Source organism: Paenibacillus nuruki, from assembly GCF_001721045.1.
GTDB classification, from domain to species: domain Bacteria; phylum Bacillota; class Bacilli; order Paenibacillales; family Paenibacillaceae; genus Saccharibacillus; species Saccharibacillus nuruki.
The window spans coordinates 1-12244 of sequence record NZ_MDER01000102.1; the positions used below are offsets into that span (position 1 = coordinate 1).

15 protein-coding genes are annotated in these 12244 nt (G+C 31.6%); 4 read left to right on the forward strand and 11 right to left on the reverse strand.

Translation table 11 applies throughout. From position 1 onward, the window contains the following. Window positions 1-277 (reverse strand): hypothetical protein (locus tag PTI45_RS24420; RefSeq protein WP_217492702.1); only part of this gene is annotated, 277 nt, incomplete at its 3' end. A gap of 157 nt (window positions 278-434) precedes the next feature. Between PTI45_RS24420 and PTI45_RS23095 the strand changes: the two genes are divergently transcribed. Further along, complete coding sequence (locus PTI45_RS23095; RefSeq protein WP_069329942.1) at window positions 435-1031, forward strand: protein kinase family protein; 597 nt, start codon at window positions 435-437, stop codon at window positions 1029-1031. Window positions 1032-1313: 282 nt separating this feature from the next. Next, entirely contained in the window at window positions 1314-2141 is an 828-nt protein-coding gene (locus tag PTI45_RS23100) for a hypothetical protein (RefSeq protein ID WP_069329943.1), read from the forward strand. A 33-nt stretch (window positions 2142-2174) separates the two neighbouring features. On the opposite strand, the gene PTI45_RS23105 is transcribed toward PTI45_RS23100, so the two are convergent. The 3 genes from PTI45_RS23105 to PTI45_RS23110 all read right to left on the reverse strand — a co-directional run bounded on the left by PTI45_RS23105 (window position 2175) and on the right by PTI45_RS23110 (window position 3256). Continuing rightward, window positions 2175-2462, reverse strand: a complete 288-nt coding sequence (locus PTI45_RS23105; RefSeq protein WP_069329944.1) for a hypothetical protein — start codon at window positions 2460-2462, stop codon at window positions 2175-2177. 105 nt (window positions 2463-2567) lie between these two features. Continuing rightward, a complete protein-coding gene (locus tag PTI45_RS24660; RefSeq protein WP_425415590.1) occupies window positions 2568-2834 on the reverse strand; it encodes a Y-family DNA polymerase in 267 nt (88 codons plus the stop codon). Between the two features lie 41 nt (window positions 2835-2875). Further along, window positions 2876-3256, reverse strand: a complete 381-nt coding sequence (locus tag PTI45_RS23110) for a hypothetical protein (protein ID WP_069329945.1) — start codon at window positions 3254-3256, stop codon at window positions 2876-2878. Between the two features lie 94 nt (window positions 3257-3350). Between PTI45_RS23110 and PTI45_RS23115 the strand changes: the two genes are divergently transcribed. Continuing rightward, complete coding sequence (locus tag PTI45_RS23115) at window positions 3351-4532, forward strand: matrixin family metalloprotease (protein WP_069329946.1); 1182 nt, start codon at window positions 3351-3353, stop codon at window positions 4530-4532. An 11-nt stretch (window positions 4533-4543) separates the two neighbouring features. Here the strand turns inward: PTI45_RS23115 and PTI45_RS24585 are convergent, their stop codons facing one another. The 5 genes from PTI45_RS24585 to PTI45_RS23135 form a co-directional block, all read right to left on the reverse strand. After that, window positions 4544-4672, reverse strand: a complete 129-nt coding sequence (locus PTI45_RS24585; protein WP_281181709.1) for a hypothetical protein — start codon at window positions 4670-4672, stop codon at window positions 4544-4546. Window positions 4673-5121: 449 nt separating this feature from the next. Beyond that, window positions 5122-5784, reverse strand: a complete 663-nt coding sequence (locus PTI45_RS23120; RefSeq protein ID WP_069329947.1) for a hypothetical protein — start codon at window positions 5782-5784, stop codon at window positions 5122-5124. A 114-nt stretch (window positions 5785-5898) separates the two neighbouring features. Then, window positions 5899-6678, reverse strand: coding sequence for a hypothetical protein (locus PTI45_RS23125; protein WP_069329948.1), 780 nt, complete (start codon window positions 6676-6678; stop codon window positions 5899-5901). Window positions 6679-6754: 76 nt separating this feature from the next. Continuing rightward, window positions 6755-7801, reverse strand: coding sequence for a hypothetical protein (locus PTI45_RS23130; protein ID WP_069329949.1), 1047 nt, complete (start codon window positions 7799-7801; stop codon window positions 6755-6757). Then, window positions 7777-8826, reverse strand: a complete 1050-nt coding sequence (locus PTI45_RS23135; protein ID WP_069329950.1) for a hypothetical protein — start codon at window positions 8824-8826, stop codon at window positions 7777-7779. The genes PTI45_RS23130 and PTI45_RS23135 overlap by 25 nt, the downstream gene beginning before the upstream one ends. Before the next feature lie 245 nt (window positions 8827-9071). Between PTI45_RS23135 and PTI45_RS23140 the strand changes: the two genes are divergently transcribed. After that, window positions 9072-9716, forward strand: a complete 645-nt coding sequence (locus PTI45_RS23140; RefSeq protein WP_069329951.1) for a hypothetical protein — start codon at window positions 9072-9074, stop codon at window positions 9714-9716. 376 nt (window positions 9717-10092) lie between these two features. Here the strand turns inward: PTI45_RS23140 and PTI45_RS23150 are convergent, their stop codons facing one another. After that, window positions 10093-10761 (reverse strand): HNH endonuclease, encoded by a 669-nt coding sequence (locus tag PTI45_RS23150; RefSeq protein ID WP_069329953.1) that lies wholly within the window; start codon window positions 10759-10761, stop codon window positions 10093-10095. 115 nt (window positions 10762-10876) lie between these two features. Further along, a partial coding sequence (locus PTI45_RS23155; protein ID WP_217492703.1) for a hypothetical protein occupies window positions 10877-12244 on the reverse strand: 1368 nt, incomplete at its 5' end.

The following is a 12244-nucleotide window of genomic DNA, read 5'->3' on the forward strand; positions in this document are numbered from 1 at the left end:
TCTTTACTCTATCCTCTCTGAATTGTTTTAGAATACGTCTATACGTCTTTCTTGAAGATAAGTAAATTTGTCTATATTTATCTATAAATAATTCCTTTGCTTCATAAGTATCACAAGCATATCTTTCCCTATTTAACTCAATAATCAGGTTTTTGTATTCTACTATTTCATAATGGTAGAATACAAAAGATAACCTTCGGAAATCTTTATTAGAAAAATCAATAATATAATAGTTTGTAGAATCTTCTATAAGCTTTAATCTATTGTTAAGATCCATTTTATCTATACCCCTTTGTAATAAAATATATTATGCTTATAATACGAATTAAAGAACACTTCGCTGATCACCGCGTTAAAATAGAAGAATGTTGGAGCATAAAATAGTAAAATAGTTGAAGAAAATAATAATTACATAATTCTGGAGGAGATTTAATATGATTAAGACACAGCAATTTTATTCTCTACCTCAAAGTGTACAATCAATGTTTCCTGGCAATAAGCTGAACTTTGATCTTTTAAATTTCGTAATGTTTAAAGATCCACACGATGATCGTTCCAATTCTGATAAACGAGCGATTATTTTTATGGATGACCTTAATAATTTAGTGTATAAGGAGTTCATGAAACGTGGGAAATCGGATGCTGATATTACAGCACTTCTTCATCTTCAAGGCAATCCATTTGTACCTAAACTCTATATTTATGAGAAACGAGATTTCTTAATCATGGAGAAAGCTCCAGGAGAGAGTCTTTTAGACTTGATTCGTAATAAATCGCTCACTTTAGAAGAATTGACAGAAATACGTAATCAATATGAAATTCTAGTTAAGTCAATTTCCGATAGTGGCTGGTCATATGTAGACTTCAAATTAGAGCATTTATTTTGGGATTCTACGGCTAAGCAAGCCACGTTGATTGACTATAGTATTGGAAATGAATTTGATTCTTCTAGGGTTGAAATAATTCAGTATTTAAAAGAGGAGTCTATAAAACACTTTGATAGCCTCGTTGCTGAGTATAATATCTTATGAAATGAATTCTATACATTCACAATAGAAGTGATTATTGGCTATAAATGAAAATTTAATCAAGGATGAGTACCGAAATAATCACTTAAAAGTCTAAGTAGATATCCAATTCGTTTACTAAAATTATTATTTAGTAGAAGAAAATAATCTATGCTTGTATAGAGAGCTGTTTTTTCTTTTCTTTAATGGCAACCGGTGTTTTCTACTTTATCGTAGATCGCGCTAGTGTATACATTTATATAGCTTTGTAGTCTGTTCCATTTGCCTTTATTAAAGGAGACTTCTATGTTTAAGAAATTACTTTTTTTATTTAATTTAAAAGAACAAATTAGAGAAAAAAAAACTACTGCTGTGATCTTCAATGTTATAGCACTTCTTTTACTTTGTAGCATTTGTTTGGCCGTAATGGTTTATTATTTGTTATCCCTTCCTTTTTTATCTATGTTCCATACATTGCAACCTAACAGCTGGATCGCCTTTTATGGTAGTATGTTTGCTACATTTATCAGCGCTTCCGTAACAATCTGGATTTTTTCTATGACATTTGATGAAAATCGTAAAAAAGATCTAGAAAATCAGCGAGTACAAAATCTACCCTATCTCAATTTTCATATCAATGAAGTCCGCTTGACAAAGGGAAAACGATTTTTACATAGTAAAGTCGTTCAACATGATCTTACTCAACAGCTTTATAGTGATGCAGATGATAATTATTTTAAGAAGGATGAGGACTATTTCAAACAAATTTCTTGTGTGCTAGAGAATATAGGAAAGAATCTTGCTGTTGAGATTGCTGTTATTTCTTTTGGAGAATACCAACAGTCTTTTGTATTTAGAGATTCAAAAAGTTCTCATTTTAGCTACAAAAATTTTTTAAAACCATTGGATCAACTCAATATACTTCTTATTCTTCCTATCTTCGAATTTAATACTACCAAGCCTTTATCGATTTCATTTAAGGATACGCTTGGAAATATATATCACCAAAAATATTATTTAACATATATATTAGATGACCATGAAAGAATTATTGTAAAAGGAAAAACAGCGCCTTCTCTTATTTTAAATAAAAAAGGAACTTACGATCAAGAACTGCGTTCTTACGATAGTTAAAACTCCATAGATTTATGACAGAAAGGGGAAACTTTATGAAGTTTCCCCTTTCTGTATACGTCTAACTTCTATCTCATGGCTACGCTCATCTAGAATCTGTTCGATCGTTGCATCTTTCTGAACTAAAGAAAGACCCTTCTTTTGTTTTTTCCGTTGCTGAGTTTTATGGATATTGAATAACTTGTATTTCCGTTTTTGTTCTGGATAAGAAACGCAAGCAACCGATTCAGCAATTGGCTTTAATCCCATGCGACTTAATTTATTTTGAGTAAATAAGTGGTCAGGTACTTCTTCAGGTAAATACTCTAATATTTCATCCATATTCAAAACATCTCCTGCACTAACGTGATTTTTCCTCAAGTATAATTATTTAATAACTACACCTCTATAATATCAGTAATCGATCGCAAAGAAATACAGACTTTCTCAGCCAGCAGCAGTCTCAGTTTCCTTATAGGTTTCTCGTTTAAGGCTTATAGCCACGTCATGGACAGAGCCAAAAATACGTTCGAAATGAAGTGTAGTGAAGAATGATTTGCCAATGCTATAGGTTTGGATGGCCTCACTGGGTGCGTATCTATATACAATATCGAGGATTCGCATGGAACGTTCTATGTATAAACCCATTCGCACCCGAATGATGTAAATCCGACAAAGAACGCTGACTAACAGTAATTTAAAAATACCCCTCACAAAGGGGATATTTTTAAATTACTTAATAAACAAAAGTTCATTTAGCCTTCTACTGCTACTTGATATAAAATCACTTTTCCATCAACATCTGCGATTAAACGATCAAGTGAGTTCTCATTTTTTAATTTGTAGATTTTCGTATTTATTGGGATATTTGTTGCAGATAAATTTTCGAATGTTAAGCTTGGACTCAGATTACTTTCAATTTCCCCTGCTATTTCTCCACGTGTAATATTTGAAGTATCTACATTATCTTTTTTTAAATAAATTCTTTCTTCAAAAACAAAGAGATCTGCATCTGGATTTTGACTAAGTATATGACTTGCTACACCTTCAACAGAACTTCTACTAATATGAGTTCCAGAGTTTACATCCTGGCATCCAACCATTAAAACTAAAAATACAAATAAAAGATATTTCATTTAATCACCTCTTTTTTGAATTTACATAAATAAATGCTATTATATAAAATATTGGATTTTAAATCCAATTATATCATACTAAGGAGTGATTTTTTTGGGAAAAGGAAAAGTGTTTTTAGTATCTTTATTAAGTTTAGCATTAGTTTCCACAGCTTCTATGACAGCAGTTCGAACTGCTTCAGCAAATGAAACTGAAAAATGGCGTTATTTTGCAAAAGATATGACTTACAAATGGGCACCAAATTTCAACAATACAACTTTTAAAAATGGGTGGACTGGTGCAGTCAACTCATGGAATGGTAAAGGTATGAACATTTACCAACATTCTAATTCCGCAAATACACTTGGAGAATTTTATGAGTCAACAGGCTTATATGGGCGTATGACCACAAGATATTCTTCCTCCAATATAGTAACTAGTTTTACGGGAGAGATTAATTCTGGTAATTCAAATAATGTAAATACCAATGTTCCTTTAAGTGTGGCTGTGCATGAAATTGGTCATTCGATGGGTTTAGCGCACAACTCACAAAATTCTATAATGAATAATGAAAGAAACAGAAATAACTTATACTATCCAACTTCATATGATGTTCAAACTATGAAACAACTGTATGCAGGAACAATTGGTTGGAATTCATTAACTGCTGCTACCGAAAAAGCACCTCAAGAAGAAACTTCACAAATAAATGTAAGTTATGACTTTCCCACTGCGAGTACAATTCAAGAAATGGCTAGTGAAGCTGATGTAGTGATAAGTGGTGAATATACTTCAAATGAGTATGAAAAATGGAATATGTCACGTAATCCTGAGAACCCTTTAAAAGAAAGTTCTGAAAAATATACTGAAGGAAGACTTTATAAATTTAAGGTAGAAAACGTATTAAAGGGGAACCTTTCAGAAAAAGAGATTAAAGTTAATCATCGAGCTTCTGAAATGATTAAAGTCGAATTAGAAGAAGGAAAGACACAAGAAGTAAAAGTAGATGATCCACGTTTTATTGAACCTACTGCCGGTCAAAAATATCTACTCTTCTTGAAAAAAGACAATAAGCTTAATAATTATTATGGAGCAATTGAACCATTTTCTCTAATTATTACTAATCAGGATAATGTTCAGGTTGAAAGCAATTTAGTTGGAAAGCAAGACTACACCCATAAATTTCACGTAAGCAACGGCTTGTACTTAGAAACTGAAGAAGAAGGAACTGTTGATACCATTTCTGGATCAAGTCTTTCTGAACTTATAGAACAGATCGACTTACCGATTCAATAAATGGGCTCACGCTAGTGACCGTAACCCGGTAAAGAACGCCGATTAACGTTTACTACGCGCCCCCCTGTCCGGTTACTCCACCCGATAACTACTACAGTTAACGCTTTCGTGCTGGAACCACCAAGCTGCAGTACGTTCATGGCTGTCGCTTCACACCGGTCACGGAGCGTACAACCTAAAAGATGAATAGAATACGGCATTGAGAAGAACCGCCCTCAGCGGTTCTTTTTTTATTTAATACTCACTTTCACCTTTTGACTTCCCCCATAGTGCTACCAGAAATTCATCTATGTAGTTAGTTCTAAGCTTCGTGTCAAAAGGCGCAAATTCGCCCTTCCAGGAACGACTCCTACGCGCAAACGATGTTATGCCGCACCACCTAGCCAGCGACAGGGTAAAGGCGCAATAACCCTATCCTGTCAGATTAAAAATCAGGAGGAGACACATAAATACTATTTACGAAACTGCCGAACAAACCGCTAGAAAGGAAATTTCTCGGTATCCGTTGTTAAAATTAAAAACAAAATGCCATCCAGTTTGTAATAGGTGGATGGCACTTATTAAGAAATGTAAACAATTGATGTAGCCTTTACTGCATCACACATTTTAGTTCTGAAAAGGTTGCGATCATATCATCAAGCGTTGATACTACTATTGCAACAACTTTATCGTTTAAGGGGTCAGAATAAGGTAATGTTAAAATACACGAATACTCATCTGTTTTAAAAATAAGATCAATAAAATAAAAAGGGTTATGTGTTATAGGTGGGAGATTTTTAGATTCAATAATAGTCTCTATATCAGAGCTAAGATTAAGAATTTTGCGATCAACTTGAATCGGGAAAGGTTGATTCAATTCTTTCACATAGCTCTCAATGCCATCTAACAAATCACCATTCCAAACTCTTCCTTCAAGTATATTCTCTTTTAAAACAGCTATTTTAAGGTTAGGAAAGAAACTATCAAATAATTCATTTATTTTTTTATGGATGATTGTCTCTCTTTTTTCTTTAATCATGTCTTGATTAATATCTACTTCCAATCGTATGACCCAATTATTAGATCTTGTGGTTCCTGTTTCTGAAAATTCGATAGTACAATCACTAACCAGTATACTTAAATTGTACCCGGTAGTTAATGTAACATTACCTGCCCATTTTGGTTGTTTGTTCTTATCATTTGATGTTTCAACTGATAAACGTGTATACATACCATCAAAAAGTTCACTTATTTTCTCTTCTAGTTCATTCATATTGATTCCTCATTTATATTGAAATTTAATTACAAAGATAACATTCATAGATATTATGTTGCTTTCTTTAGTTTATGCGATATTAGTTCTAAACAAAAATAAATAAGTACCAAATTATATCATGATTTTAAATTGTTTTTTACTTAATATAGTAGCAGTGAATTTGTTTTCCACATTTCTATTTTCAGTAGTAAAATGACTCCATTCTCCGGCTACAATGATTTTGAGATTTTTATTATCCTTATTCCCAAAAATCTCCTTTTGCATCGTTGTATAAAGGTTTCCATCGTTAAACTTTAATACAAAATGGTATTTTTTTTTATATAGCGAGGTAACTAAATAAATATTTGTTTCACCTGGCTTGTAAAATTTAGGTTTACAACGAGTTGCTTCAATGAGTCTCCAACCGGTTACATCTGTATCATTTGGATACAGATCAATACTTTCATCATAAAGAAGCATTTTGCCAATCACAATATCATTGTAAGTATCCAAGTAATGATGTTGTGTACACATATCATATATTTGCCGTATGGTATGAGGCGGTTTTAAAGTAGAGTCTCCTTCTTTGTGAGTACCAGGATGTAATTTTTTTGTTTGAGGTGTACTGGTAGTTGTTAAATTAGAGAGCGCTTGAGTAAAATCAAATGTTGCTTCATTAAACTTTTCTGGATTAAAACCGTTCCCTACTCCGTAACGACAATTTTCTATATGTCCATATGTGCTGCTGGCACGAAAATAAAATGAAGAGCTTCCCTCTCTACTACAAATATACATATGAGCGTCACACTTTTTATTAGGGCAATACAAGCGTACTGCTTTATTTTCTCTATAAGCATCGCGAGCTAGAACCTTTATTTTTCTTTCTTCATCTTTAAAGGCATACATAGACATAATATTCATCCTCCTAGAATTTTATACTTTAAATCTATAAAGATTACTGCAACTATATACTTATTGGCTAAAAAAATTATACATTATCTTCTTTCCAAAAACGATGAGGCTTAGCATTATGAGATTTACATATTTGAGTATATCCCCGTTTACTTAGATGAATGACTATATTCAAATTTAACTTGATCCAAGGATTCTTAGGCAACCAGTCCATAGGATCGATACGGTTAATGTTATGATTATAACTTGATCTTTCTTCATGAGCTCTCCAAACCTGTAAAAGATCAGGAAGTTCTTCGACATTGCATCCACAGAGTACCGCTAAATCTAAAGGTACTTCTGGCGAAAATATTGCTTTCAAGGTTGCTAAAGTGCCATTCTTCTTACAATAGTAGTTGTTAGTATATTCTTCTTTGCGATCGCAAATTTGGATTTCTGAAAACCATATCTTAATTTGATTGGAATCTTTACTATTACTCATACACATAGAAAATATATTATCTTTCATGAAAGTATAATTAGAACTCTTATTTTTCGGTTTAATAATCTCTAATTCTCCTTGAGCAATAGATTGATACAAAAAATCTAAATTTTTATAAATACGTTCTCTTACCCAATCCATCATTTCAGATTTACGCTGTACAAATTCTTGTTGAGCAGCATAGTTAACTATAGAAGCCTGATTATATCGTGCAAACCATCGTTGCTCGCGCAAAATTTCATTTTTAGTACCAAATTTTGAAGGGTCTGCGGATTTTAATTCTATAGATCTTTTATATACACTATCTCCAAACACATTAAAATTCCAAAAAGTATCTTTATCCACGACTAGAAAATGATTTGTACTAATATCAAATTCATTATAATGTCCTTGCAAAGATGTAATTAATTCATCAGATTGATCTGCTTCACCTATTAATATTTTATTATCATTTTTTCCGTTTTGATTCAAAATTTCATCACTTACTAGATCGTTATATCTTTTCTCCATCCAGCTATTAATGCCCTCAGCAGGGTAATCCCAATCTAAATCCATGCTAGGATCAGTTAGTACAGAAGTAGTTATTAATGGGGCTTCTAGAGGCTTATAATCTTCAACTATACCTGGGAGCTCTTGAGCCACTTGTATGATTTTTTTTGAGTTATCATATCTGTAGTATATGATAACTCTGGAAGCTGGTATGCTTCTTTCCAAAACTTCTTCTCAATTTGAGAGAATACCATTGATAGCCAAATCATTTCATTTGACTCTAAATCAGAAATCTTTTTGATAGATATAAATTCAGTTTGATAAGAAATTACCTCAGCTTGCTTTTTTTCCTTACTATAAGCACTACGTCCATTATTCTCTATTTCAATTTCCATTACACTATAAGGAAAATGATGCTTCCACATTCGTGAAGCTAAATCGCGATCCGGTCGTCTTGCCGTATACTTTTGTAACGGATGAGACTCACGATCTTTATCTGTTAGGATAGATATGGTTCCTCCATTTCTGATTCCAAAAACAAAATAAGAAGAATAATCCATCGGATCTTTAATAAGACTAAGACAAATTCCTGATGGAGATTGAGCTAATAAATAAATCAGACTATTAATATCCCAAAACTGATATACATCTTGGTGATACAAAGGCTTGTTATCCTCTCTAGTTCCTTGTAAAAATTGATGGCATTCTAAGGTATGGATAGATTTAAAAGCATCTCGCCGAAGAAAGGCTAAAGCTGTCATATCATTTACCATTTCAAATGTATTAGAGTTTGTAACCCCATAATGGTTAAGTGAAGAAATTATATTCTTTTGAAATTCACTTTTAATTTTTAATATATCTTCAGATGAAAGGATGCTAATCAGTCGCTTAATTTTTTTGATATATTCTTGCATAAAATTTGTATCTTCCACTATGGATCGCAGACTTAAAGAACGATTATCTATAAAATCCTTTAGATAACATTCTAATAACATAATAGTCGTAATTTTAGTTGGATCATAAGCTAATGATTCTGTAAGTTCATTATTCATATCTATAATTCTCGATTGTTCTATTGTAAACATGCCCTTTGTCTTCTCCGGGGAAATGCCAGTAATATCAGCCCAAAGTAGTAAAGCCTTTTCCAATCCATCTACACCAGTATACGTATCCTCCATTTAGCTATTCTCCTATCCACTTGTATTTATTATCAATGTATAGCAGCTCAAATGTGATTGTCGAATTAATGAATAGCCTAATTTGATTTAAATCGCGGACATCCTTGTTAAGTCAAAAAATTAAATCCACTCTTTATTTTATACTTTGATGAACTTAACGTTTTCAAATAAGATGTTATCTAAATTTGACGTTTTCATTTTTGAGTGTTAGTATGTAACCTAATCTAAAAAAGGGAGGAATTTACATGAAGAAGATAATATCATTTGCACTATCACTAGCTCTTGTACTTCCAGTAACCTTTACTTCAGCAAGTACAACAGCTAATGCAGCGGAGACCGATTCTACCAAGCAATTACAAAGGGTTGAATCGACTTTGACAGAATTAAATAAAGAATATGTAGATAGCACTATTGAAGTAGATACTAGCAAATGGACTGAAGATTATGTGAATCAAATTTCGGCTTATAATGATAATGAACTGAAAGAATACTTAGAGGGTTTTTATAAAGATGCTTCAAATATTGAAACGAAAACTGTAGATATTAAAAGTGTAGATTCTAAAGAAAAAGGTTATGTAACTTACTTAAACCGTGAAGGTACAGTATGGGTTGGTGTTCCATCTCTGGGACAAGTTTTTATGCACATTTTATTTAATGTCAATGTCGCTAATGATCGAAGCGAGTTTTTATCAGGAAGAGTTTTAGATAGCTGGCAAGAAGGTGTTGCTTTATCAACATATAAACCGCAAAGTGGATCATTCGAGGCAAGAGGCACGAAAGCCTATATTAGAGCAAAAGGTCTTTTAACTTATGGTATACCAAAAACTCCATTATCTGCTACAAAGCAGATTAGCGTTCTATTCATAGACGAGATAACTAATGGCTACTAATGATGGATATTCTAAAGAATAAAAGGCTAGTCACTACGGCTGTTATTATTTTCATCATTTCGTTAATCTTCCCAGTATCCACAGAAAAAGTTGGATCTTTATACGAATCTGAATTCGGATGGATGTTTCCATTTTTGATATTTAGGAATAGTAGCATTGGAGAACAATCAAACTTTTTCACTCTAGCATCATCAAATTTCTTTATAGACTTTTTGTCGCTTATAGGCGCTATAGTGACTTGTTTCTTACTAAGTTATCTAATTAATTATTTTTATGATAAATTAAAAGAAGGTAGAAAAAGCAAAAAGTTAAATTGAGTTATTTAATCACATGAAAAAGCCCGCTTAGTAAATAATTTACTAAGCGGCTTTTTTATTTAGTGAGGATTTTTTAATTTATTCCTCAGATTTTTTGCTCTGTTTAAGAGAATATCCCATTCTTGCAAAATACTATTGTATTCATTTTGATCTTCGATATCCAAATTCTCAATAGGATTAGAGTGATGCGTATACGGAAATTTGTTTAAATAAATTTTAATATTTTTAGATCGTTTTACTGCGGTTTGTGGGAAATGAAGGAAAAGCCATGTCTCCCACTCTTGCTTACCTCTCCTATCGTTGCAATCATGACATGCAGGAATAACATTTCCTGTTACATAATTACCATAGTTAGCAGCAGGAATAAGATGATCTGCTACCAAACCATTGCGACTATCACCTGTATCTTCAATATCACAATAAGCACATTTATTATTGAAAAAATTTTTAATTTCATTCCATTCTTTTTCATTGAGATCTTGGATCGTTAAGAGTTCCATCATGCCTCGTTTAACTTGATAATTCATGCGATCAAACATCTTAATACTCTTTTTTTTACCTTTAGAAACTTTAATAGCTTTGAGTGCTGATTTTATAGACACACTTTTTTTATAGTGAATAACCCTATAAGCATGTTGGTATCTAATATTTAAGGTTTGAGCAATTTTTGTTGTAGACATACCTTGACTATGCATTCTTCGAATCTGATCTGACATATTTTCGCTCATTCTCATATCCCCTATATAATCAAAGTGATTTCATACATACCTATAAAAAAATGAATTTCAAGAATTATTAATTTATAAATATATTTCATATCACTTGGTAGAAAATAAATAATATTTACCTCCGATCCCATTCAGTAAGTAAACGTTGAGCGCTTTTAGAAAAGGATTGCATTATTATATCAAATATATCCATACTTTTTTTCTTCATATCCTCAGTAGAAGTAGGGAAGTTATAAATTTTCATTACTGCACGAATAAGATAATCAATATCTAAATATGAATAATTTTTTGATTCATTACTGTAAGAGCTTTCTAGCCAAGTGTTTATTGTCAATAGTGTCCATTCTGGATTTTTTACGGAATATTCCAGCAAAGTGCTGGCGAAAGTGAAACCAACGTATTCACTAGCCTTTGATTTAATTAGTGTAAATATCATCTCCTGAATAGAGGAAGTTAATATAACTTTTTTTGTTTTGATATAAATCAAAAAGCTACTAAAAAGTTGAAGAACTTCTTTATCGTTATCATTCATTAAATGATAAAACGCACTCAATGCTATAGGAGATGGATAATCTATAATATTATTTGAAATTGTTTTAATCATTCCTTTTCGTTGTGAAATAGAACCATTCAAAGAAGTTTCAAATAATTGATTCAATAATTGTTGTACATGTTCATTCTCACAAATGCTAGGTGTCATTATAGCTACAGCAATTAAACTTGCTGTTTCTTCTTGAATCTCTGAATCAGTACTTTTAAATAGAATTTGTAAATGAGAAATTAATTTATCATCTAATTTATACATTATATATTTGAGAAATGTAACAGTCTCACTCGTAAAATATAATTGATAATTATCTTTTACTATATTTTCAAATAAATTTAAAGCACGCTCTTTATCGATTGAAATCATATATTTCAATTCATAAATACAACCAGCTAACAGATAAATATCTGAGCTACTAGAAGCAAAATGTAATATATCCCATCTTTTAACCTCATTATCACTAAATATTTCTAGTAGAGCCTGCATTGCAGATCCTCTTACTGAATTATAGTATCCAGTTAAAGGATCATCTTTATAGATAAGCTCTTCTTCATTATTGCTATACAGATAAGACTCTAAAAGATTAATAATTTGTTTTGGTGTATCTTCAGCACCTCTTTTTTCAATTATTTTTGCTATCGTTCTTTGTATAAATTTTTCTTTTGAATCTTCTAAGAATCGGATCGCTCTAAATAAAGATTCATTTGAAACAATAGATTCTGCTAATCCATTTAAAAAGGCAATCGTATAATTTAAATCTATTTCAAAATTTAATTTTTCAAATAAATTGATAAAACGTTCTGGTTCTTTTATAACTTCTTTATTCAATAAAAAAGCTAATTCTTCAGCACCTCCTATTCTCCAATCTTTAAGTTTAAAATCCTTATCATATTTTTTCATAGCAAAAATCCATTGAGAATTTGACATCTTTTGAAC

What these genes read in the sequence shown, in the direction of transcription:
- PTI45_RS23110 (WP_069329945.1), bottom strand. Translation starts at nt 3,256, where the DNA reads ATGAAATATCTTTTATTTGTATTTTTAGTTTTAATGGTTGGATGCCAG.
- PTI45_RS23140 (WP_069329951.1), top strand. Translation starts at nt 9,072, where the DNA reads ATGAAGAAGATAATATCATTTGCACTATCACTAGCTCTTGTACTTCCA.
- PTI45_RS23120 (WP_069329947.1), bottom strand. Translation starts at nt 5,784, where the DNA reads ATGAATGAACTAGAAGAGAAAATAAGTGAACTTTTTGATGGTATGTAT.
- PTI45_RS23095 (WP_069329942.1), top strand. Translation starts at nt 435, where the DNA reads ATGATTAAGACACAGCAATTTTATTCTCTACCTCAAAGTGTACAATCA.
- PTI45_RS23100 (WP_069329943.1), top strand. Translation starts at nt 1,314, where the DNA reads ATGTTTAAGAAATTACTTTTTTTATTTAATTTAAAAGAACAAATTAGA.
- PTI45_RS23125 (WP_069329948.1), bottom strand. Translation starts at nt 6,678, where the DNA reads ATGTCTATGTATGCCTTTAAAGATGAAGAAAGAAAAATAAAGGTTCTA.
- PTI45_RS23135 (WP_069329950.1), bottom strand. Translation starts at nt 8,826, where the DNA reads ATGGAGGATACGTATACTGGTGTAGATGGATTGGAAAAGGCTTTACTA.
- PTI45_RS24585 (WP_281181709.1), bottom strand. Translation starts at nt 4,672, where the DNA reads ATGAACGTACTGCAGCTTGGTGGTTCCAGCACGAAAGCGTTAACTGTA.
- PTI45_RS23150 (WP_069329953.1), bottom strand. Translation starts at nt 10,761, where the DNA reads ATGAGCGAAAATATGTCAGATCAGATTCGAAGAATGCATAGTCAAGGT.
- PTI45_RS23105 (WP_069329944.1), bottom strand. Translation starts at nt 2,462, where the DNA reads ATGGATGAAATATTAGAGTATTTACCTGAAGAAGTACCTGACCACTTA.